The following is a 23,899-nucleotide window of genomic DNA, read 5'->3' on the forward strand; positions in this document are numbered from 1 at the left end:
ATATCTACGCGCATTTTTTATTACAATGTTCCCTTTACTAGTTCTAATCCACTTTGAGTGATTTTAAATACAACTTCTGCTGAAGCTACTTGTTCTGCTAACTCATTCTTTTTATACCATTTCAGACGACTTGGTTCTGCATGATACACTTTTACAACATCCCCATACTCAAATGGAGTACCATTTACTTGTTCTGCAAAATTCTTTGAGGTTTCTTGACCGTCTGCTGATATATGCTTTTTCTCATTTCCATTTTGATCATAAATCGCAAAACCTAAATACTGTTCGTTCACAAAACGATAATGAATCACATCATTCGTAAATGTTGCATGTAATTTCTTTTCGTCATGATTTAACGTAACAATAGAACGTGTAACATTGGACACACCTTGATACACCAGGCTATCTCCATACGTCACTTCAATCGGTACTTCTGTTATTGTCTTATTCCAAAACGATCTTTCGTCTCTACTTTTACTTTTTGCTCACCGAGTTTCATTGTGTCTGGTTTCTCTACAAATCCAATTACTTCTCCGTCTTTTACTTCAACAAAGTTTTTCACTTCTAACTTTTCAGCATCTGTTCCGATTACTACTTTTTGCTGTACTGCCTTTACTTCTTGTAGAGCTTCTATTCTTTCAAAACCTTTTTCTGTTACTTTAAAGAATAATTCTTTTTCTACTTTCGCCTTACCTTGACCAGTAAAGTTATTATTTTGATACCAATTAAATCGATCCGATTCTGCATGATACACTTTTACAACGTCACCGTATTCAAATTCTAAGCCGTTAATCGCTTTTGCAAACTCTTTCGTGTTTTCAACACCTTTTACAGTCGCTTTCTTCTTCTCTATTCCTTTTTGATCTAATAATGTAAATTCAAAGTACGTTTCTTCTTTAAAATAATGGTGCACCGGATTCGAATCAGCTGTCGTACTGAATTTTTTCTGATCATGTTGCAATGTTACAATCGATTTAATATCAGTACTATAATTTAGCCCTTTAAATACCAAGCTATCCCCATACGTTACTTCTAGTGATACTTCCGTTACTTTCTTATTCCCGAAACGATCTTTCGTTTCTACCTTTACTTTTTGTTCTCCGATTTTCGTTGTATTTGGTTTCTCTACAAAACCAATCACTTCTCCATCTTTCACTTGAACAAAATCTTTTGCATTTAATTTTGCATCATCTGTTCCGATTACTATTTTTTGTGGTACTGCCTTTATTTCTTGCTGAGCTTCCATTCTTTCGAAACCTTGCTCCGTAACTTTAAAGAACACTTCATGAACGCCATACTGTGCATCCACGAATTCATTCTTTTTATACACTTTAAATCTATCAAACTCTCTTTGATACACTTTTACTATATCGCCATATTCGAACGACATTCCCTTAAATTGCTCTGCGAATGCTTTCGTATTTTCAGACGCTTTTACAGATACTGCTTTCTTCTCTTTCCCATCTTTATCATATACATTCATTCCCATATATTTCTCATCCGCAAATGAAGTATGCATTTTACCTTCTGAATCTGTTGTACCGAATTTCTTCTCTTCATGGTTCAAAGTTACAACCGATTTAATGTTTGTTCCGCCATAATTTGTACCAAAGAACATAATGCTATCTCCGTAAATTACTTCTAACGGCACTTCTGTCACTTTCTTATTTCCAAAACGATCTTTCGTCTCTACCTTTACTTTTTGCTCACCGATTTTTGATGTAGTTGGTTTCTCTACAAATCCAACTACTTCTCCATCTTTTACTTCAACAAAGTTTTTCGCTTCTAACTTTTCTACATCTGTTCCAATTACTACTTTTTGTGGATTTGCTTTTACTGTTTGCTCACCGTCTAACCTTTCAAATCCATTTTCAGTAATTTTGAAGACTAATTCCTTTATCTCTTTACTGTTTCCTTCTCCCACATATAAATCTTTTTGGTACCAATGTAAACGAGAAGATTCTGCATGGTATACTTTCACCACATCTCCATACTCAAATGCAAGTCCATTTACTTCCTTGGCAAAAGCTTTCGTATTCTCCAAACCTTTTACCGCTATATTTTTCTTCTCTTTTCCCCCTTTATCGTACAGTGTGAATTCAAAGTACTTCTCATCTTTAAAGTAATCATGAATCAGATTCTTTGTATCTGTTGCACTCAGTTTTTTCGTATCATGATGTAACGTTATAATTGACTTCATATCGTCAGTACCATAGCTTAATCCATATACAAGTAAGCTATCTCCATATGTTACTGTTAGAGGAACTTCCGTCACTTGCTTATTTCCAAAACGATCTTTCGTCTCTACTTTTACTTTTTGTTCACCGATTTTTGATGTATTTGGTTTTTCTGCAAAACCACTCACTTCTCCATCTTTTACTTGTACGAAGTTTTTCGCTTCTAACTTTTCAGCTTCTGTTCCGATTACTACTTTTTGCGGTACTGCTGTTACTTCTTGTAAACCATCTTTAAATTCGAACCCTTGCGGAGTGATTTGGAATAATTTTTCTTTTTTATTTTTAGCATTTCCTTGATCTACAAGTGCGTTATTTTGATACCACTTCAAACGGTCTGGTTCTGCATGGAATACTTTTACTACATCACCATATTCAAAATCCAATCCATTTAGTTCAAGCGCAAATCGTTTTCCATTTTCTTGCCCTTCTGCCGATACACTTTTCTTTTCAATCCCATTTCGATCATATACCGTTAAGCCCATATATTCTTCTTTTTCAAAACGGTAATGTATTTTATTATTAGTAAAGTTTACATTTAATTTTTTTTCATTGTGACGAAGCATCACTGTCGACATTACTTCATTTGAAAGTCCTTGAAAAATTATACTGTCACCATAAACTCCATTAACTTGGACAGGAATTGAATTTTTATTTCCTTTCTCATCTTCAATTTCTACTAACACTTCCTGTTTTCCATTCTCTAATTTAGGCCATATGATCTTACCTGTTACTTTTACATTCTCACCTAAATTTTGAACGAGTTTACTCGCCTCGTTTTCATCAGAATCCGTACCAACTAAAAGGTTTTGTACCTCATTAGCAGGTTCACCATACGGAACCTTATACGGTTCAACTTGCCTCTCGCGAATATCATTACTATCAGTAGCTTTCCATATTTCTTTTTCTAATTTAGGTAAATTTAATTTTTCTATCTTCTCTCTAGTATCATCATTTGGCGTTAATCCCCATTCCTCAAAGAAAGGAATTAAATTTTGCCCAGCCACTTTTGATGTCATATAAATAAATAGTTGCTTTTTCTCTTCATCAGAATTAGGCATTTCACTCTGAGGCAACAAACGATAAGCTTGATGTAACCTAGGATAAAAATGTTCTCCATACACTACATTTAATTGCCAAAACATTGTAAGAGGATTGATTTCATCAATGACCCTTTCTGCTTTAGGTCTCTCTAAATACTCAAATGACTCTTTATAGTGCTCATCCATTTCTAATTGATTCCCTAATGCCTTTTGAACAGCTAATGAGTAAATATTTACTGTGACTTCCCTTACTTTAGACCACTTCCAAGGTTCTTGCTGATGTAAATGTCCAACTTCATGCCATGGTCCCCAGCCATCCTTTTCAAGTACTTCTAAATCTAAAACTCTATTCATTGCCGTCGGGATATATCCTGTATGATAATTTGTCGCAAACATAAAGTTCCCTTCAGCAGGCTTCCGTTTTTCAACAAACTGAACATAATGAGTTGGAGATTTTGCAACCCCAACACCGTCCTCAGATAATCCTGCCACTGCGTTTTCCAAACGAATAATCTTATCGTGTAATTTCATTAGCTCTGTTGGATCCGTATTCTTCATATATTTCTGCACAGAATCGTAAGTAGTAGTAATTAAGCTTCGCTCACCTTTTAATTCAACTGCATAAGGATCCTTATATTTTTTTAACATTTCATCCCAATCTTTTTTCGTATGTTTACCTAAAATAAACAAAGGGAAATGGCTACCACCATTCGTAACTGAAGCTGTTACCTCTCCTTCGTTATTCATATTATAAAAATATAAAATACCGCCTCTTGGGGATGAAATAACGTTTTTCCCTGGTTTTAAATCAAACTCTTCTGGATCCTTTTCATCATAAGATCTCGTTCCTATGAAAGCTTGAATAGACTGCGTTCCTTTTATGTCAATTGTAACCTCTTCATTTGGCGCTGCATAAATTCCAGTTGGCTCATTAGCAGAAAGTTTCCAAGTAACTCTTAAACGTTTATTTTCTTCATCTACGCTACCTTTACCCGGCAACTGAAACGTCCTCTGCTCAAATTTATTCTCTTCTAAATTCCCACCCTTATTTTCTTCCAAAGGTGCCGCATATCCTTTTGACGCTTCGAAAGCTACTGGTGATAATAATGTAGATATGCATATACCAGCTACTAATACCCTACTCTTCTTTTTCTTCGACATAATCTGTGTCCCCGATTCTTTTTGTCATGCAAACCATCATAGATATATTTTTTTACTGTAAAATCAAATTATCTTTATACAACCATTTAATATATACAACTCAACCTCGCGCCCCTACACCTCTTACCATCGTTCACTTTAAATGTATCCGCTTTCTTATGTGGCGAATTTTTTAAAGCGAAAGTTCCTCCTCACCTTTCTCTATATTTCGTGATGAGTTCTCTTTTTCATGTCAAAATAATGATGAGAGATGGTTTCATCAAGTATTGTTGTCTATACATGAAAAATGCGTATAAAAATATCGTTTTTTACAATTCATTCATAGGCATCCATCTATGGACAGTTTTTCCAAAATGAATTGTACATGATTTCTTTCTCGTTAGATAGCCTTTTCGATTAGATTAATATTACAATTTTATGAATTTAATCCAAAAATCGTAATGTTTAGATTTCTAATTTTTAATGTTATTTTAAAATAAAAACCTGTCCGAAAGATACTATTCTTTCGGACAGGTTTTTATTAATCCAACATACGTTTCATTATAAATCCTTTTCCATGTAACCACTCATCTTCAATTTCACCAGTTAAATGGAAGCCTATTGATTCATATAACTTTTGTGCAAGTTTATTTTCTGGATGTATGCTTAAATACATAACTTTACAATTATATTCTGTGTGAAAATGGTCCATCAACAAACGCAATAATGGTTTTGCATATCCTTTTCCTTGGCATGCACTATCGATGACAAATTGATTTAAATATACAGCCTTTTCTTCTTCCTCAAACCAGCCATACATTGCATATCCAATAGGTACATCGTCATCATATAGACCTACTGAAACTGCATCTTCTTTATATTTTATTTCAGCATCAACTAAACAATTTTCAACTGTACTTTCAATAAATTTATGCTGTTCTTCTGTTACTTTTAAGTTAGCAATTTTATGCCGATTTTCTTTCGTTATTTCACAAATACGAAGTTTCATTTTTTATCTCTCTTTCTAATTTCTTGTTTCCATTATAACGTACGGATCAAAACATTAATGCTGGCGATATAAGAAATCCAAAGCATGCAAAAAAGCACTGGCAAACGCCAATGCTTTTTCCACTATCTTTTAATTTGATTCGGTTTATGTGGTTCATTTGGTGTATAGGGTTTATTTGGTTTATTATCATGACCATTTGCTTTCTTCCAACTTACCGCCAACTCTGGACTTGTTTTCTCTTCACTACGCTCAAGTAATACAACCGCATTTTGAATAGTCGGTGTACCTTTATGTGCAATTCCTTGTAGTTTCGTTAAATTCCCTGATACTTTAAAGCTAAATCCACCCGATGGTGTTTGTTTCGGAATTAAAATGCGGAACTTTTCTCCTACATTAAATTCTGTTTTCCCCTCGCCTTTTTCATTTACGAACTTCGCGCCTTCTGGTGCACCTGTCGCTTGCACTTTATACGTTCCACTTTTTGCATTTGTTTGCACTGTGTATAAACCTGTTTCAAAAAACTCATTTTTTAATACTGCCTCTTGTTCTTCTGATGGTACTACACTCATCGTAATTTCTTGTAGTTCTTCACTAGCGTTTGCTTTCGCAACGATATCTTTCGTTACTTTTTCTACATTTTTATTACGGAAATCTAAATCGTTAATATCAATTTGTTTTAACGCATTCCACACCGCGAGCTGCGTTGCGTAATGTGCCTCTCTCCAATCGGAAACGCCTAATTCTTGTGGACTCTTCTGCGGATACCCGTTTAATAGTACACGGTATACGTTAATATCTACTTTACCCATTTCAGGTAAGTCTTGACCGCTCGGAGATTTCAAATCTACATTTAAGCAAAATGCAATTTTTCCATCTGCCGTTTTAATAAGCTCTGTTCGAATTGGTTTCTTCTTTGACCTACTATAACTCCAATCCATTTCATACTTCGTATGATCCATAACTTCTGCAAATGCTTTTTGAAGCGGGAATAATAAGTTCGCAAATACAAATAAAACACTCAAAAAAGCGGCCATTATCTTGAACGATCGTTTTATATTCATGTCTACAACCCCTTATAAAATAACAAATTTACTACTGTTTATTATTTAGTTAGAAACGTTTTTTATGCATAAGTAAAACAAAAAAGAGTGCAAACTATTTGCACTCTTTCTTCCACTATAAGTTTAGAAATCAAAGTTATCAGGATCTGGACCAACGCGGTGGTTCTGATTTAAAGCATCAATCTTTTCCATATCTTCTTTTGTTAATTCAAAGTCGAATATATTAGCATTCGCAATAATACGCTGTTCTTTCGTTGATTTCGGAATCGTTACAACTTCATTTTGAAGATCCCAACGTAAAATGATTTGCGCTGTTGTTTTACCGTACTTATCAGCAACTTCTTGTAAAGTTTCATTATCTAATAATTGCCCTTGCATAAGTGGTGACCATGCTTCCATTTGGATTCCTTGTTCTTTACAGAAAGCTTGTAGTTCTTTCTGTGTTAAACGCGGGTGATACTCTACTTGGTTAATCATCGGCTTAATTTCCGCACCTTCCAGTACGTCTTTCAGATGATGGATTTGGAAGTTACTTACGCCAATTGCACGCACGCGTTCTTCTTTATAAAGTGTTTCTAACGCTCTCCACGAATCTTTATATTTCCCTTCAACAGGCCAATGGACAAGATATAAATCTAAATAATCTAGTTCTAATTTTTTTAAGCTCTCTTCGTATGCAGCAAGTGTCGTTTCATATCCTTGATCTGCGTTCCACACTTTTGAAGTAATGAATAAATCTTCTCGAGAAATTCCTGCTTCTTTTATACCAGCGCGAATGCCTTCTCCAACTGCTTTTTCATTTCCATAAATCGCAGCTGTATCAATGCTACGGTATCCTTCTTTAATGGCTACTTTCACAGCCTCTACAAGTCCCGGTCCATCTTCTACTTTAAATACACCTAAACCGAACCAAGGCATTTCCACACCGTTATGCAATGTTGTTTTACTTTGTAAATTTTTCATTATATTTTTCTCTCCTTTATTTTGCTTGATCTCTTTTTTCTAAGTTCATACTCCAAGCTGTTAAAATAACAGCGCCTACTACCATAATGCCGCCTACCCAAGCTGTATGAATTAATCCTAACGAGTTCGTTACAATACCGCCCAAATAAGCCCCAAGAGCAATTCCTGCGTTAAATGCTGCAATATTCATTGCTGATGCGATATCAACGGCACTCGGCACGAAACGCTCAGCCAATATAACGACATACACTTGTAGCCCTGGAACATTCATAAACGCGAATAGCCCCATAAAAATAATTGTGATAAGCCCTGCTACTTGAAACGGCGCTGTAAATGTTAGTACGAATAATACAATTGCTTGAATAAAGAACATGTAAAATAGTGCTCGAATTGGATTATGATTCGATAATTTTCCGCCGACCATATTCCCAATCGCAATTGCAATCCCGTACACTAACAAAATGATTGTAACGGTACTCGATTTAAATCCTGCTACTTCTTGTAATAGCGGAGATAAATACGTAAATGTTACGAATGTTCCTCCGTATCCTAATGCAGTAATGACGAAAACAAGTAAGAGTCTTCCGTTCGTGATAAGTTTGAATTGATCACGAAATGATACTCGTGTACCCTTTTTTAAGTTAGACGGAATTAACATACTGTTTGCGACTAAGGCAACAATTCCAATGACCACAATCACCATAAAAGATGCTCTCCAGCCAAATTGTTGACCAATAAACGTTCCAATTGGTACACCTGTAATCGTCGCAACGGTTAAACCAGTAAACATAAATGCTATTGCACTAGCACGTTTATTCTCTGGTACAAGCGCAGCCGCAATTGTGGATCCGATTGACATAAAAACGCCGTGTGCAAACGCAGATACAACCCTCGCCATAAGCAACACAGTAAAACTCGTTGCTACTGCCGCAATTCCATTACCAATAATGAAAATAATCATAATCCACATTAATAACGTCTTTCGCGACATACTAGCTGTTAATGACGTTAATACTGGGGCACCAAACGCTACCCCTAATGCATATAAAGAAACGGTTAAACCCGCTGTTGTAACAGAAACATGTAAATCCTCTGAAATAGATGGTAATAAACCGACACTAATAAATTCGGTTGTACCAATTCCAAACGCACTAATTGCTAGTGCTAATAAAGCAAACATACTTCTTCGATTCGTCTGTACCGCTGAAGAAGATACTGTATATGAATTCAATTGAACTCCTCCTTAATGCGAGAAATCCAATCATAATAGTGTGATAAAAAGGCCTTTTTATCTTCTACAAAAATAATGTTACTGCTGATATATGCTATTATGAATGGCTTCACTCTTTTTTTGAAGAACGCACTTTAAAGTACGATAGGTACCAAAAAGTAACATAGGCACTTTTTAGTACCGTACTACTCATTTCCCTCTTACGTATGCTATTATGGAACATATTCAACATGATAAAAAGTACGTACTTTAAAGTGCTATAGGTACTTTTTAGTAACATTTAAATTATTTAGCTTCTTTTGTTGGAGAACTGAAATCTACATTCATCAAAGGAGATTTTTATATGAAGAAATATAATATTCCCGTTGAAGCGACTTTAGAGGTTATCGGCGGAAAATGGAAAGTCGTTATTCTTTGCCACTTAACGAAAGGTACAAAGAGAACAAGTGAATTAAAACGTCTCATGCCTGGTATTACACAAAAGATGTTAACACAGCAATTACGCGAATTAGAAGAAGACGGAGTTATTCAAAGAAAGGTATACAATCAAGTACCACCGAAAGTAGAATATTCTCTTACAGACTACGGTTGGTCTTTAGAATCCATTCTTGATTCTCTTTGTACTTGGGGCGAATGCCACCTTGAAAAAAGCGGTAACACATCAATGCTAATTACAGAAGGTGAACAATAAAAAAAGGAAAAAATGAACATAAATTTGTCCATTTCCTCCTTTTTTTCTTTATATATATGTACATTTTTAAGATAGATAAAATAATTTATGCGCTTTCATGCCTTGTCAGTACTAGGTTACAGAATCAATATCAAATAATTAGGAATCATTTTTATGTTAACATACGTGTATATAGTATATAATATAGGATATATATTATATACACTTTCCGATAAGGGAACTTTCCATTATGCGGACAAGCCATGTATCGGACAGTTCATAAATAATAGGTAGGACATTATGGTTTTGGATTTATGATTTCAGCTTACTTGCTGTCATAAATTTAAAGGCATTTTATTGTGCTTTGTGAAACTTTGTATAAAGTTTCGCAAGTGTTTACTATCTTATCTATCAAAAATAAGAGTATTGCTATCGTAAAGGAGAATTGGAGATGCCAGAAACTATGACTCAAACAAAGCCAGAACAAGAAACTGTACAAATTTCTGCTAGCCAAGGACAACTTGATGTACTTGATCAGTTGTTAAAACCTGAGGTACAAGAATCATTAACAACACTAGTGGAACAGCTTCCAAAATTAACTGAGCTTGTTAACATTTTAACTAAGTCTTATGACTTCGCTCAAACTGTTGCTACTGATGAAGTATTAAAAAGCGACACTGTTAGTGCAATCACAGAGCTTGTAGAACCTGTAAAAGATACAGTGAAAAGCATGGCTGCAACTGCTATCGAAGCGAAAGATCGTGCTGATGAAAGCAACGAAGTTATCGGCCTGTTCGGTCTATTAAAATTACTAAAAGACCCACAAGCACAAAAAATGTTCCGTTTTGTGAACGCATACCTTCAAATTAGTGCAGAACGTAATAATAAATAATTTAACTTATAACAACAATTAGTAAAGACGGGGGATAACATACTATGTCAAAACAAATTGTCATCTTAGGCGCTGGTTATGGCGGTCTTCTTGCCGCTTTAAACGTACGTAAATACTACAGCAAATCAGAAGCACAAGTTACAGTGATTAACCAATACCCAACGCACCAAATCATCACTGAACTACACCGCCTTGCAGCTGGTAACGTTGCTGAGCAAGCAATTGCAATGCCACTTACAAAGCTTTTCAAAGGTAAAGACATCGATCTTAAAATTGCAACAGTTGAGTCATTCTCAGTTGATAGCAAAGAAATCAAACTAGCTGGTGGCACTACTTTATCTTACGATGCACTTGTAGTTGCTTTAGGAAGTAAAACTGCTTACTTCGGTATTCCAGGACTAGAAGAAAACAGCATGGTATTAAAATCTGCTGCTGATGCAAACAAAATCTACAAACACGTTGAAGACCGTATTCGTGAATACGCTAAAACGAAAAACGAAGCTGATGCTACAATCGTAATCGGTGGTGGCGGATTAACTGGCGTTGAGCTAGTTGGTGAGCTTGCTGACATTATGCCTAAACTTGCAAAAAGCCACGGCGTAAATCCAAAAGAAGTTAAACTTCTTCTTGTTGAAGCAGGTCCAAAAATCCTTCCAGTATTACCAGACCACTTAATCGAACGTGCAACTGCTAGCTTAGAAGCACGCGGTGTTACATTCTTAACAGGTCTTCCTGTAACAAACGTTGCTGGTAATGAAATCGACTTAAAAGACGGTCAAAAAATCGTTGCTAACACATTCGTTTGGACAGGCGGCGTACAAGGTAACCCATTAATTGGTGAATCAGGTCTTGAAGTAAACCGCGGTCGTGCAACTGTTGATGCACATCTACAATCTACTTCTCACAAAGACGTATTCGTTGCTGGAGACAGCGCTGTTGTCTTCTCTCCAGACGGTCGTCCATACCCACCAACTGCACAAATTGCTTGGCAAATGGGTGAGTTAATTGGATACAACTTATACGCAGCACTAGAAGGCAAAGCATTCGAAGAGTTCGCACCTATCAACTCTGGAACACTTGCTAGTCTAGGACGTAAAGATGCTGTTGCTACAATCGGAGCAAGCAATACTCCGCTTAAAGGCCTACCAGCATCATTAATGAAAGAAGCAAGTAACGTTCGTTACTTATCACACATTAAAGGTCTATTCAGCTTAGCTTACTAATCTGAATATAAGCCCGAATCATGCCCTGCATGGTTCGGGCTATTTTTATCCCGCTATTTGCGGGCTGATAATCAGTGGGGATGAACAACCCCCCCACTGATTAAAGTTTCACTTTATCCGTAATTTTCTCTAACTTATTTATTCGGCAAAAGAATAATATAACCTCTTTAATTATCGAAATATACTGACTTTTTCGTGTCGAAATTGTGTATATGAAAAGAGCGGAAGTAGATATCTTACCTACTTCCACTCTTTCACAAGAACTATTCTCCTAATTTCACTAAGCTGTAGTTCTTCTTCCCTTTACGAATAATAATAAATCGTCCATCAAATGAATTTTCTACAGTAACATCCGTAGCTACATCCGTTACTTTTTCACCATTCATAGATATAGCTCCATTATTAATGTCTTCACGTGCTTGTCTTCTAGATGGTTCAATCCCTAAATCAACTAGCCACTCTACAATATTTTTCGTCTCTTTTGAAGACTGGAATGTTGGCATCTCTTTAAATCCTTGTTCAATTTCATCAGCTGTTAACAATTTAATATCTCCGCTAAATAACGCTGCTGTAATTTTCACTGCCTGTAAAAATGCTTCTTCTCCATGAACGAATTTCGTCATTTCTTCTGCTAATACTTTTTGCGCTTCACGTTTATGAGGCTCTGTTTCTACTTTCACAGCTAATTCATCAATTCGCTCTTTCGTTAAGAACGTAAAGTATTTCAAGTATTTAATTACATCATGATCATTTGTATTCACCCAAAACTGGTAAAATTCAAACGCCGTTGTCTTTTCAGGATCAAGCCAAACCGCACCACCTGCTGATTTACCAAACTTCGTACCATCTGATTTTAATAATAATGGAATCGTTAATCCGAATACTTTCGCTTCATGACCTTCTAACTTACGAATTAAATCTAGACCACTCGTAATATTTCCCCATTGATCACTACCACCAATTTGCAATTGAACATCTTCTTTTGTGTATAAATGATGAAAATCCATCGCTTGCAAGATTTGGTACGTGAATTCTGTGAAAGAAATCCCTGTATCTAAACGACTTGCGACAATATCTTTCGCTAACATGCTATTTATGCTAAAGTTTTTTCCGTAATCACGTAAAAACTCGATAATGTTTATTTTATGTGTCCAGTCATAGTTATTTACCATCTTCACTTCGCTATTCCCGCCAAAGTCAAATAGATTTTTCATTTGTGCTGTTAACGCATCTACATTATGCTGCACCACTTCTAACGTTTGTAGTTGACGCTCGGATTGACGACCACTCGGATCACCAATTGTTCCTGTTGCCCCTCCGATTAAAATAACCGGATGATGGCCAGCTAATTGAAATCTTTTCATCATCATGAACGGAATTAAATGTCCAATATGCATACTATCACCAGTCGGATCCACTCCGCAGTATAGTGAAATCTTTTTCTCTTCTACTAACTTACGTAAACCTTCTTCATCTGTCTGTTGATTCACAGCACCGCGCCATTCTAATTCATCAATAATATTCATCTTTTGTCATCCCCTTTATTTTTTTGAAAACAAAAAGCCCCTATGTCTACGATAGACATAGGGACGATTATTCACCGTGTTACCACCCAGTTTGCATAAATAGCATAGCTATTCATACCACTCTTAGCAATAATATCGATTGCTAGTCCGCTTAGCGTTACCTAAGATACTCCAGAGTGTAATTCACAAGTTTGTTTGTGCTAGGTTCCAGCAATCCCTAGCTCTCTTTGATAACAGTGACAAACTGCTACTGGGCTCTTTCAACGTATATTTTATTTGTTAAATTATTAGCCATTATATTGAATCAAAATAAAATTGTCAACAATAACCAAATGTTATTTTGAAATAATTCATACTTTTATACGTTTTTTATTCAAAGATTACTGTAGATCTTCTCCAATAATCCTTACTTCTCTCTCTAATTTCACACCGAATTTTTCTTCAACAGTTGTTTGTACGAAATGAATTAAATCGATATAATCTTGTGCTGTTCCGTTATCAACATTCACCATAAATCCAGCGTGTTTTACAGAAACTTCCACTCCGCCAATTCGCTTACCTTGTAGTCCTGATTCTTGAATCAATTTACCAGCAAAGTTATTTGGTGGGCGCTTAAATACGCTACCACATGAAGGATATTCTAAAGGTTGTTTTGACTCACGTTTAAACGTTAAATCATCCATTTTTTCTTTAATTTCTTCACGCACACCTTCTTGAAGCTCAAATCTCGCTTCAAGAATAATGTAATGGTTGTTCGCAAATACACTCTTACGATATCCAAATTCAAATGCTTCTTTCGTTAAAGTACGTAGCTCTCCATCACCTGTCATTACGACAGCTTCTGTTAATACAAACGATACTTCACCGCCGTAAGCACCAGCATTCATATATAACGCTCCGCCAACTGAACCTGGGATACCACAAGCAAACTCAAGACCCGTTAAATTATGATCTAATGCAATACGTGATACATCAATAATTGCTGCACCACACTGTGCTACAATCGTCGTTCCTGTTACAGTAACACCTGTAATATGAATTAAACTTACTGTGATCCCACGAAGACCACCGTCTTTAATAATAACATTCGATCCGTTTCCTAAAAACGTAACTGGAATATTATATTGGTTAGCATACTTTATCACTTCTTGAATCTCATCATAATTAGTAGGCGCAACAAATACATCTGCTTTCCCACCCACTTTAATGTGCGTATGATCTTTTAGCATTTCATCTTTCTTTACATGACCTTCAGGCAATACCGTACTTAAATATTTATAAACCTCTTGCATATTCATTTTACGATTCCTCTATTTCTATAATCTTTTTATCCCGCTATATACGGGTCCATAATATCCCCACGTAAAAATGCATTACAAAACAACAGCTAACGTGGTGAATACAGTGTACATAAAGCACACCTATAAACCTCTTAAATTATAAGAGGTTCCACTCATATTAAAATATATATCGCATAATAAAGCAACCCAAATGGGCTACTAAACTTGACATGTAACCATATAGACAACAATTTGTAAAATATATAGGTTTTTCAAAGTAATACCCTTCAATATCTTACTATACCATACGAAAGAAAAGTGGTATTTTTTTGTAATCTTTACTTTATTTTCATCAATAAAAAAGAGCACATCCCACAGAATGTGCCCTTTCTATACTTTTTAACTTATTTTTCGTTCTCTTCTTTTTCCTTATCAAACCATAATAGCTCATCGTCATCAACTTCACCATTATAATTGATTAGAATCTCTTCTCCAACTTTTATATCTTTGTAAGCAAAGAAGTTAAACGTATGATTCTCAAAGACAATATCATACGTTGCATTCGGCTTATATGAATGATTAAATAACATGCCGTATCCTAAAAGGAATGCCGTATGATTTACCCCATACTCAAATGCGTAGTCAGCAAGTAACGTTTTCTCAATGTGTTCATGCTGTTCATTCGGATAAGAGATAACTGGTGCTGAGTGTATCAACTCACCCTTTTTAATATCACGAGTTGCAAATACACCTCTATTAAATTCTCCATCACTAAGTTCAGAAGTCTTAACTTCAATCATATGCGTCACCTATATATTTCTTTCTTCGAAGTATTTTTCTCCTTAAGCTTGGCAGAAAATGCGGAGAAAAGCAATTAAATTCCTATCAAGTAGTCGTTTAAATGCAAAAGAGCACATCATTTGCGCTCTTTTAAAGTGAAATTGTTTTTCTAAAATATTCTTTAACGACTCCTCTTGCTAATTAACCGCATGTGACAGCCTTTAACATATTACTTTCTACACTTATACATACCAATTATTTCAGTTTAAATACCGCACTAACTGGGTTATGATCACTATTTTCAAACTTTAAGTCTTTGCCTTGTACATTTACAATCTCGACATTCGGTGAAACGATAAAGCCATCAATAATAGTGACAAAGTTTTCACCTTCCACATACTTCTTCACATCATCCCTTACCGTCATCACAGATGGATCTACAGCCCATTGAAATCCTCCATCCGCAAAGTCCGTTGGTAACTCTACTAGCCATTCAGGACGCTCTTTCACAAACTTAGGATCACTTAATTGAACATTAGAAAGTAACTGGTTCCAATCTCCACCTAATATTACGTAATCACCATTTTGATAACACTTGTTCATATATTCTTTTAAATACTCTGCTTGCTGCTTTCTAATTTTTCCGCCCTCATCATAAGCAGATAAATGTACATTTACAAGCCTAACATACTTCCCATTATTAACAGGAATTTTATGTTCAACAATCGCTCGATCTAAATCGAATAAACGCTTCGGCCAAGGCTCCATTCCGGGTAGTTGGAACCGCGTTGCTGTTTGAACTGCGTATTTAGAAAATGTACTTAATCCTCCCTCAGCATATCCCATCGGTTTCGTGACTGGGACAGGAACCCATTTGGTATCATAGTTCTTTCCAAACGAAGATGCATACTCTGATAATCCTCGCTTTAAAAACTCATGCTCATTTACATCAAATGATCGAAGGGATTTTATATCAACTTCTTGTAACAGCGCAAAATCGCTATTCTCATTTTGTAAAAACGAAAGCATATTCTTTAAATTAACTTCAGTCTGCTCTTTGCTACTCGAGCCAGAACCTTTTCCACCGTCCATAAAAAAATCTTGATCCTTATCTAATCCAGCATATCCAATATTAAATGTTGTAACTTTAAATTCATTTCCTGGCTGCAGTACACGCTCTTTGTTGTTTTCAACCTTTACGTCTAAAACATTCGCTGGCTGTTCTTTTGTAAGTGTCATATAAGCTAAAAAGCCACCTAGAATACAAGCTATTATTAAAATAAATATTAATACTATTTTTAAAAATTTCTTCAACACACATGACCCCTTTTTATTAAATAACGTTTTATTTTTCTGTATTTTCAGTTAAATGAAGGTAAATTAAAGACACAAGAAATATTTTACCATAAAGAAAACTTGATATCATTATATTTAGCTAACAAATAATCGTTGTATCCCTCACTGCAATTATCTTGAAATTCAATCATAACATTTACGAAAGCAAGACTGTAATGTAATTACAACCCACAACAGAGAAATTACAACTTCAAAGAATATAACAACCCCTACTTTCCGCACTTTTCATTAACATATTTATTGGCAATCCAAAATAATATTTAGTAAACTATACATAGAACTTATAGGCGATGGAGTTCGCCATAACCGCGAATTAGCTAATGACTCCTACCAGTATGTACACTGGTAGGAGTCTATTTTTTTGAATAAACTATTAGGGAGGTGAAGAAATTGATATATATTATTGTTGGCATAGCTGGTATATTAGGAGCCCTTTCTCGTTATTATTTAGGCCTTACTATCGATATATTTTGGCATCATTCATTACCATTCGCTACATTAATGATTAACTTAATTGGCTGTTTCTTACTAGCTTGGTTGACCACCTATATCGCTCGGTTAAACATCTTACCTTCCGAAGTTATCACAGGGATTGGAACCGGCTTTATCGGTTCATTTACGACGTTTTCAACATTTAGCGTCGAAACTGTCAAACTAATCAATCATTCTGAGCTAGGTATCGCCTTTTTGTATGTATTATGCAGCATGCTAGGTGGTCTAATTATGTCTGGACTCGGCTATAAACTTGGTGATCTTTCACTACAAAAACGCCTTGGGGAAGGTGAAAAATCATGATTAACACTTTATTAGTAGCAGTCGGAGGATTCTTCGGTGCCATTACACGATTTGCAATTAGTAATTGGTTTAAAGAGAGAAATAAAACTTCATTTCCAATTGCTACATTCCTCATTAATATAACAGGAGCCTTTTTACTCGGATATATAATTGGCAAAGGAATAACTACAAGCTGGCAACTATTATTAGGCACAGGATTTATGGGCGCCTTCACTACATTTTCAACGTTTAAATTAGAGTCTGTTCAGCTTTTCAACCGCAAAAACTTTGGCGTACTATTTTTATATTTAAGTGCTACTTATATGATTGGTATCATCTTCGCATTCCTTGGGATGAAGTTAGGTGGAATATAAAAAAGCGACTCTTTTATCAGTCGCTTTCTTTCATAAAAAGTATGTTGCACCATACGGAATTGAAAATAAACCAGCTGGATACACATTATAATGTACGATTTGCATCGGAGGCTGTGTATACGGTATATACTGACTCTGCATCATTTGCTCTACTTGTGCTTGTTGTTGCATCTGAATAGCCTGATGCACTGCCTGAATTGTCATCTGTGCCCCGGCCATTGTAATAGCCGGACCTACTTGTCTTCCAGTGTAAAAATGATGGTTCATCATTATTCAGCTCACTTTTTATACAGAATGAATTCCTTTTACATGTTATGTTCACATACAATGCAAGTGTTTTAAATTTACATAAAACATGTTTTTAGCCCAACCCATACATCAAACACCTTCATAGAGTATATAAATGCCCACAAATATATGAAAAGGAGTGAGAATATGAGTTTCTACGAACAACAGCCTTTTACTCAAGATAACTATTATCGAGATCAACATTGGCATCCCCAAAATCCACTAAAACACCAAACAATCGCTATAATTGGTCCTGCTGTTTCTCACGGATTACGTGAAGCTGCTCATCTCGGCTATCAACACGCATTAACCGAAGCTGTCGCTATCGGCTACTTACTTGGAAGAGGTTACGATTTTAACACCGCTTGGAAAACCGTTGAATCTTGGTGGAGACCACCAGGATCCCCGCTTCCTACTCCATACTAAAGCGAAAAGACCGTAAATATACGGTCTTTTCACTTTAGCATGCTTTCTTTTTTTGAAGCATCGAGAAAATAGCCATGAACAAAATCGCAATAATTCCAGTAAAAACAAATAAATAAGCTAATGGAATTAAGAAAAATGGTTCCACTAAAGTTCCATCCGGCTTCACTTCCGAACCAATTATATTAAACATAATTATACATAACACTCCTAAAAACATCGGACTAGCCGCTAATAAATATTTGTTTTTCATAATATATTCTCCTTCAATTTCATAATTAATTTTCTGTATTCCTTTTCACTATTCTTACTACCATCATAATAAATCCAACTACATTACAAGTCAACAATTATTTATCGTTTAACGATAAATAATTGTTGACTCAAGTGAAATAAAAAAGGTCTACGAAACATCTTAAATTGCCTCGCAAACCTTTTAAATCATGAATATTTACACTTCAAATCTCCTACTTAATACAACATAAATTGCGCACAATAGTACGAATATCCCCGCATAAATTAACAAAATTTCTACACTAAACGCATCAGCCAAAGGGCCAAATATAATCATCCCCAAAGGCAAAGCACATGAATTTGCAATTTGTACGAGGCTAAACATTCTGCCATGCATAACTGGATCTACTTTCTCCTGCAATAACACAGTAACTGGCGTATTAAAACATGGCATTGTTATACCAATTAAAAAATTAAAGACTAAATACATAATAAATATCGGTGCAATTCCTAGTCCTATCATAAGCAGACCATATAACGCACAGGCTATCGCCGTTGTATGCATACGATTATGAAAGCCACCCCACGCTGCAATCAGTACGCCACCAGCTGCTGCACCAGCACTAAAGGTCATCTCACTAGCAGTAAGTCTCCACATTTCTGCTCCGAAGGAACGAGTTACCATTAAAGGTGTTAAAAAGGCAGCTGGACTTATTAAAATCATGATAATGATTAATAAAACGAGTAGCCTTTTAATAAATACATTTTCTTTTAAATAAACAAACCCTTCTTTTATACCTTGTAGATTAGATTTTTGCTTACTCTCTACATTCACATGTCCTTCAACTTGAATGATAAACATAATACTAATTCCGATTATAGCCGTAATAACATCAATAAAAAATGTCGTTTCAATGCTGGCAATAGAAAGAATTGCAGCACTTACTGCTGGAGAAAGAAACATAATTATAGATGTAATACTGCTATTTATCCCATTTACTTTCATAAGATAATCTTTCGGAACAATTTGTGGGATTAACGCATTCACAGCCGGTGTTTGTACCCCTGTACCAGCTGAGCGAATGAGTAATACTATAAAAAACATCCAAATACTTTTATATCCTGTTAAAAATAAAATTGCCAAAACTAACGTAGCAATCGCTATAATCCCATCCGATAACATAATCATCTTTTTACGGTCATAACGATCAATCCACACACCAGCAAATAAAGATATCGCAATTTGTGGTAGAAAACCGCAAACAGTTGAAATGGTCAACATCACTCCTGATGATGTTGTAAGGGTGATATACCATATGATCGCGTACTGTACGAGAGATGAACCGAACAACGAAATCGTTTGAGCGGTCAAAAACATTATTATTTTCACTTTCCAATCATTATCATTTATCATCTTTTTTACTCTCCTCAATTAAACCGCTCTCTATGTTGAAAATACTATCTGCCCAACCATGATAAAAACTTGCTTCGTGAGATACGAGTATGATGCTACCCTTAAACCGAATTAATGCCTTTTGCAAAGATTCCTTCGCTTCTGCATCTAAATGATTCGTCGGCTCATCTAAGATTAAAAAATTACACGGTGATAATAATAATCCGCACAGTTTCACCTTCGATTGTTCACCACCACTTAACGTATGAATTTCTTGCGAAACATGAGTATCCTTCACACAACACGCAGCTAAATGATGACGTATTTCCTTCATATTCAGTTTAGGAAACTGTTCTGAAATAATTTGAAGCGGCGTTAAAGAATCATTGCTCCAATTTAAATCTTGTTCATAATATCCAATCTTTATTTGCTCTGAGAAGTGAAATTCTCCAGAAATACTAGCAATAGTGCCAACGATTGTTTTTAATAAAGTAGATTTCCCTACTCCATTGAACCCTGTAATAACAAGTTTTTGCCCACCCATTACTGAGAAATTCAATTTTGGTAAGAGAGCAAAGTCATAACCAACTTCAAGGTTATTTACCTCAAGAACTGTTTGAACTGAAATAGGAAGTTCCCGAAAATGAATAGACGGTTTATAAGTAAAACTTGGTGGCGCAATTCTTTCCATACGTTGCAACTGCTTTCTACGTCCTTGCGCTATTTTTGAATTCACTCCAGCAATATTTCTACGAATATACTCTTCCGTTTTTTCAATTTTCTTTTGTTGTGCATGATATTGGCGAATATAATCTTTTCGCAAATGCTTCTTTTGTCTTACAAAATCTGAGTATTTTCCGTAATACTTCTTAACCGTTCCAAACTCTACATCACATATGCAAGAAGTCACTTTTTCCAGAAAATCAAAATCATGTGACACTACAATAAAAGCCCCTTCAAAATTCATTAAATAATTAGCAAGCCACTCCACATGCTCTTTATCAAGAAAATTCGTCGGTTCATCTAGTAATAAAATATTAGGCTCTTCTAATAAAAGCTTCGCTAAAATTACTTTTGCACGTTGTCCCCCGCTTAGTTCAGCGATTATACGATTCATGCCAATAGCATTAACACCTAAGCCAGCTGCAATTTTATTAATTGTGCTATCTACCGAATAAAAATCACGAGCCTCAAGTTGTTCTTGATATGCGGCCGCTTTTAACAATTTGTCAGGATCACCTGTCATAGCACTTTCTTCATACAATTTGTTCATTCTATCTTCCATTTCAAACAAATCATGAAAAGCTCTCTTTAAATATTGTGAAATGGTATAAATTCCATCAATTTCTGCATATTGATCAAGATGCCCAATTTGAATATTAGGCTGCCACTTTATGTCTCCCTTATCAGGAATTATTTCTTCAATCAATATTTTCATTAACGTACTTTTCCCCGCACCATTCTGTCCAACAATCCCCATATGTTCTCCTTTATGCAAATCAAAAGAAGCATTTTCATATAAGGCTTTATCTATAAAACTATGTGATAAACTTTCAACTTTAAGTAAACTCATTCGTATTCCTCTTTTCCTGAAATTAAAAAAAGCAGAGAGATAGCGTCATTCGACACTAGCCCTCTGCTTCGTGGTTTTTTCCTATACTACTCCAATTTATTGTAAAAACTCATCGGAATAATATACACAAAGGGCCATAGACAAAGCATTGTCTATGGCCCCTTAATCTATTTTATACATCAGCTAAAAACCAAAACCAAATAAGCATAGATAAACTATACTTTTTTAGAAAAGTTATTCAGCCGATGAATATCGGGGATTTATACCCCTTGATTAAGCTCCGTACAACGCTTCACCGTATACATTTGTGCGGAGCAAAGTTTTCTAATGAGTTTTACAAATTTTATATAAAGCATGTTCTGCACCTTCCTTAATACTTAAAAGGGATTTTAGCATACGGTTTTATGAAGCGTCAAGATTACTTCCAAATAATTCAACTACTTATTTTCAAAATATTGCTTCTGGAACATACACATTCTTATCGCATTATGATAGTTACCATCAACGAAAAACTCGTCTTGTAACTCACCCTCCACGATAAATCCAACCTTTTTATAAACATGTACAGCCTTTTCATTCTCTTTATCAACAACTAAATAAAGTTTATGCATATTTAATACAGAAAAAGCGTAATCCATCGCTAAACGCGTCGCTTCCGCTGCATAACCATGTCCTTGATAATTCGGATCAATAATAATTTGGAATTCAGTTCTTCGATGAATATAATCGATTTCCACTAACTCGACTAATCCAACCATCTCATTATCTTTCTCCAGGATAAAACGGCGTTCACTTTGATCATGTATATGTTTATCATATAAATCCTGTAGTTCTACAAATGCCTCATACGGCTCTTCAAACCAATAAGACATAATATGTGCGTTATTATTAAGTTCGTGTACAAACTTTAAATCTTCCCGTTCTAAAGGACGTAACTTTAATTCCTGATTCATTTCTATAACCTCCAAGTAAAATAACCTCTTCACTTAATTTCTCAATTTTTTTCGATTTCAAACGCCCTATTTACATTGTAAACTTTCAAGTAACTTGAAGGTCAAGATGAAAAAGTAGTGCAAACTGATGTCTGCACTACTACTCTTTTCTCAAATCTCTCATATTTGATATGTATAAAGCAATGACTAAAACAAGAATGGATCCTGCATATAATAACGTCTCCATCGGTTCCTCATGAGATACAATAATCAATCGAATTAAAGCCGTAATTCCGATATAAATAAAATAGCGTAACGGAAAATGATAATTCGATTTAAAATACTTAATGATTAATGCGATGAACTCAAAGTATAAGAAGTAGACAATGATACTTTCAACTAATTTATAAGATGTATACTTCTTCGCCGAAAATATGTATTGAATAAACGTGATTGTCTCATTAATTAAAAAGATAGATAAAACAATGGATAATATAATTAGAGCTATATTTAATATCCACTGTAACACGCTAGCTATATAATGATCGATATTAAATGATTTCATTTTCTCTTTAAACTCCCCTTCGTATACGTACGTATTTATTATAGCAAAATTATCATTGGAAAGAAGTTAAATCATACTTCCTCCCTTTACTCTCACCGGTATATAGAACTTCCAATACTTGAAGTAACCTTTTCACGATTGAGCTTAATTGCACATTCAGAAGCTCTTCCAACTCACTATTATTAATCGCCTTTTCAATAAGACGTGTTTAATCTTGTAAAATACACTTATGTGCATAGTTAGAAACACTATTACAACTCGAACACTGCCATCCTTTTTTCACCTTAACAGATGAATATTTTTTTCGTACATAATAAAAAAATAAAAAATTTTGTCACAAAACCCGTTATTCCGGGTTCTCTATAATACAGGCATCAAATGAGAGTGAGGTTTTAACTGACATGTTAAAAATAAAAAAGGAAGACAGCCCTTTTTCGGATGTGACATTTGAAGATTTGTTTAAACAAAACTATGTTTACGTTGTGAAACAGATCGTATGGATTGTCAAAAATCAGACTATCGCTGAAGAATTAGCCCAAGAAGTCTTTTTACAGCTATATCGCAACGATTGGAAGAGAATTGAACACTTACCTGGATGGCTAATAAAATCTTCTACTTATGTAGCGTATAAATATCTACGATCTGAAAAACGACATCAGGCGAGAGTAGATAAAACCATACAATATCATGAAGTACAACATATTTCATCATTAGATGATGACTGGATTAGACAAGAAGAAATTACAAAGGTACAAATGGTACTCAGTAACATGGATGAACGGGATCGAACCATTTTATTGATGAAATTTTCTGGTTTTCAGTATAAGGAAATTGCCGAAGTGCTTCAAATCGACATATCTTCTATTGGAACATTATTAGTCCGAGCCAAACAAAAGTTTCGTAAGATTTATAAACAGTTAGAGGAGGCGTAATAA

General features: G+C 35.1%; 21 protein-coding genes, 1 pseudogene, 1 riboswitch and 1 other annotated feature. Of the genes and pseudogenes, 7 read left to right on the forward strand and 15 right to left on the reverse strand.

All coding sequences use genetic code 11. The features are described from left to right. Nucleotides 1-20: 20 nt before the first annotated feature. The 5 genes and pseudogenes from ABH960_RS00855 to ABH960_RS00875 all read right to left on the reverse strand — a co-directional run bounded on the left by ABH960_RS00855 (nucleotide 21) and on the right by ABH960_RS00875 (nucleotide 8,630). Nucleotides 21-4,438: pseudogene (locus ABH960_RS00855) on the reverse strand (putative mucin/carbohydrate-binding domain-containing protein). A gap of 520 nt (nucleotides 4,439-4,958) precedes the next feature. Continuing rightward, nucleotides 4,959-5,426 carry a GNAT family N-acetyltransferase gene (locus ABH960_RS00860; protein ID WP_404441995.1) on the reverse strand — a complete coding sequence of 156 codons (468 nt, stop codon included), beginning with the start codon at nucleotides 5,424-5,426 and terminating at the stop codon, nucleotides 4,959-4,961. Nucleotides 5,427-5,548: 122 nt separating this feature from the next. Further along, nucleotides 5,549-6,487, reverse strand: a complete 939-nt coding sequence (locus ABH960_RS00865; protein ID WP_078185084.1) for a thioester domain-containing protein — start codon at nucleotides 6,485-6,487, stop codon at nucleotides 5,549-5,551. Between the two features lie 123 nt (nucleotides 6,488-6,610). Continuing rightward, complete coding sequence (locus tag ABH960_RS00870) at nucleotides 6,611-7,450, reverse strand: aldo/keto reductase (RefSeq protein WP_404441997.1); 840 nt, start codon at nucleotides 7,448-7,450, stop codon at nucleotides 6,611-6,613. 16 nt (nucleotides 7,451-7,466) lie between these two features. Beyond that, complete coding sequence (locus tag ABH960_RS00875) at nucleotides 7,467-8,630, reverse strand: MFS transporter (protein WP_404442605.1); 1,164 nt, start codon at nucleotides 8,628-8,630, stop codon at nucleotides 7,467-7,469. Nucleotides 8,631-9,024: 394 nt separating this feature from the next. Here ABH960_RS00875 and ABH960_RS00880 point away from each other — a divergent pair, with 394 nt between their 5' ends. The 3 genes from ABH960_RS00880 (at nucleotide 9,025) to ABH960_RS00890 (ending at nucleotide 11,466) form a co-directional block, all read left to right on the forward strand. Further along, nucleotides 9,025-9,372: a winged helix-turn-helix transcriptional regulator gene (locus tag ABH960_RS00880; protein WP_000760478.1), complete on the forward strand. Its 348-nt coding sequence runs from the start codon at nucleotides 9,025-9,027 to the stop codon at nucleotides 9,370-9,372. Nucleotides 9,373-9,802: 430 nt separating this feature from the next. Further along, a complete protein-coding gene (locus tag ABH960_RS00885; RefSeq protein ID WP_002016003.1) occupies nucleotides 9,803-10,243 on the forward strand; it encodes a DUF1641 domain-containing protein in 441 nt (146 codons plus the stop codon). A gap of 44 nt (nucleotides 10,244-10,287) precedes the next feature. After that, on the forward strand, nucleotides 10,288-11,466 hold the full coding sequence (locus ABH960_RS00890; RefSeq protein ID WP_002016002.1) for an NAD(P)/FAD-dependent oxidoreductase: 1,179 nt from the start codon (nucleotides 10,288-10,290) through the stop codon (nucleotides 11,464-11,466). 263 nt (nucleotides 11,467-11,729) lie between these two features. Here the strand turns inward: ABH960_RS00890 and tyrS are convergent, their stop codons facing one another. The 4 genes from tyrS to ABH960_RS00910 all read right to left on the reverse strand — a co-directional run bounded on the left by tyrS (nucleotide 11,730) and on the right by ABH960_RS00910 (nucleotide 16,366). Beyond that, on the reverse strand, nucleotides 11,730-12,992 hold the full coding sequence (gene tyrS / locus ABH960_RS00895; RefSeq protein ID WP_404442000.1) for a tyrosine--tRNA ligase: 1,263 nt from the start codon (nucleotides 12,990-12,992) through the stop codon (nucleotides 11,730-11,732). Nucleotides 12,993-13,048: 56 nt separating this feature from the next. Continuing rightward, nucleotides 13,049-13,265 (reverse strand) — a binding site (T-box leader). A gap of 107 nt (nucleotides 13,266-13,372) precedes the next feature. Further along, a complete protein-coding gene (gene murB, locus ABH960_RS00900) occupies nucleotides 13,373-14,290 on the reverse strand; it encodes a UDP-N-acetylmuramate dehydrogenase (protein WP_404442002.1) in 918 nt (305 codons plus the stop codon). A 386-nt stretch (nucleotides 14,291-14,676) separates the two neighbouring features. Further along, a complete protein-coding gene (locus ABH960_RS00905; RefSeq protein ID WP_002129853.1) occupies nucleotides 14,677-15,072 on the reverse strand; it encodes an SET domain-containing protein in 396 nt (131 codons plus the stop codon). A gap of 235 nt (nucleotides 15,073-15,307) precedes the next feature. Then, complete coding sequence (locus ABH960_RS00910; RefSeq protein ID WP_404442005.1) at nucleotides 15,308-16,366, reverse strand: endonuclease/exonuclease/phosphatase family protein; 1,059 nt, start codon at nucleotides 16,364-16,366, stop codon at nucleotides 15,308-15,310. Nucleotides 16,367-16,685: 319 nt separating this feature from the next. Further along, nucleotides 16,686-16,745, forward strand: a riboswitch (Fluoride riboswitch). A 53-nt stretch (nucleotides 16,746-16,798) separates the two neighbouring features. On the opposite strand from ABH960_RS00910, the gene crcB (ABH960_RS00915) reads away from it, so the two are divergent. Next, nucleotides 16,799-17,203, forward strand: coding sequence for a fluoride efflux transporter CrcB (gene crcB, locus ABH960_RS00915; protein WP_404442007.1), 405 nt, complete (start codon nucleotides 16,799-16,801; stop codon nucleotides 17,201-17,203). Beyond that, nucleotides 17,200-17,556, forward strand: coding sequence for a fluoride efflux transporter CrcB (gene crcB, locus ABH960_RS00920; RefSeq protein WP_404442009.1), 357 nt, complete (start codon nucleotides 17,200-17,202; stop codon nucleotides 17,554-17,556). Before crcB (ABH960_RS00915) ends, crcB (ABH960_RS00920) begins: the two co-directional genes overlap by 4 nt. Before the next feature lie 30 nt (nucleotides 17,557-17,586). Here the strand turns inward: crcB (ABH960_RS00920) and ABH960_RS00925 are convergent, their stop codons facing one another. Continuing rightward, nucleotides 17,587-17,826, reverse strand: coding sequence for a DUF3947 family protein (locus ABH960_RS00925; protein ID WP_404442010.1), 240 nt, complete (start codon nucleotides 17,824-17,826; stop codon nucleotides 17,587-17,589). Between the two features lie 165 nt (nucleotides 17,827-17,991). Here ABH960_RS00925 and ABH960_RS00930 point away from each other — a divergent pair, with 165 nt between their 5' ends. Next, nucleotides 17,992-18,270, forward strand: a complete 279-nt coding sequence (locus tag ABH960_RS00930) for a hypothetical protein (RefSeq protein WP_404442012.1) — start codon at nucleotides 17,992-17,994, stop codon at nucleotides 18,268-18,270. Between the two features lie 34 nt (nucleotides 18,271-18,304). Here the strand turns inward: ABH960_RS00930 and ABH960_RS00935 are convergent, their stop codons facing one another. The 5 genes from ABH960_RS00935 to psiE form a co-directional block, all read right to left on the reverse strand. Next, nucleotides 18,305-18,520, reverse strand: coding sequence for a DUF3955 domain-containing protein (locus ABH960_RS00935; protein ID WP_078175877.1), 216 nt, complete (start codon nucleotides 18,518-18,520; stop codon nucleotides 18,305-18,307). 198 nt (nucleotides 18,521-18,718) lie between these two features. After that, nucleotides 18,719-19,912 carry an MFS transporter gene (locus tag ABH960_RS00940; protein WP_404442608.1) on the reverse strand — a complete coding sequence of 398 codons (1,194 nt, stop codon included), beginning with the start codon at nucleotides 19,910-19,912 and terminating at the stop codon, nucleotides 18,719-18,721. After that, nucleotides 19,905-21,467, reverse strand: coding sequence for an ABC-F family ATP-binding cassette domain-containing protein (locus ABH960_RS00945; RefSeq protein ID WP_404442016.1), 1,563 nt, complete (start codon nucleotides 21,465-21,467; stop codon nucleotides 19,905-19,907). The genes ABH960_RS00940 and ABH960_RS00945 overlap by 8 nt, the downstream gene beginning before the upstream one ends. A gap of 437 nt (nucleotides 21,468-21,904) precedes the next feature. Further along, entirely contained in the window at nucleotides 21,905-22,420 is a 516-nt protein-coding gene (speG, locus tag ABH960_RS00950) for a spermidine N1-acetyltransferase (protein WP_404442019.1), read from the reverse strand. 139 nt (nucleotides 22,421-22,559) lie between these two features. After that, nucleotides 22,560-22,964 carry a phosphate-starvation-inducible protein PsiE gene (psiE, locus tag ABH960_RS00955; RefSeq protein WP_002129862.1) on the reverse strand — a complete coding sequence of 135 codons (405 nt, stop codon included), beginning with the start codon at nucleotides 22,962-22,964 and terminating at the stop codon, nucleotides 22,560-22,562. Nucleotides 22,965-23,365: 401 nt separating this feature from the next. On the opposite strand from psiE, the gene ABH960_RS00960 reads away from it, so the two are divergent. Then, a complete protein-coding gene (locus tag ABH960_RS00960; protein WP_404442023.1) occupies nucleotides 23,366-23,896 on the forward strand; it encodes an RNA polymerase sigma factor SigX in 531 nt (176 codons plus the stop codon). Nucleotides 23,897-23,899 lie beyond the last annotated feature (3 nt).

The sequence above is a fragment of the Bacillus sp. RC252 genome (assembly GCF_044909215.1).
In the GTDB taxonomy this organism is placed as follows: Bacteria; Bacillota; Bacilli; order Bacillales; family Bacillaceae_G; genus Bacillus_A; species Bacillus_A mycoides.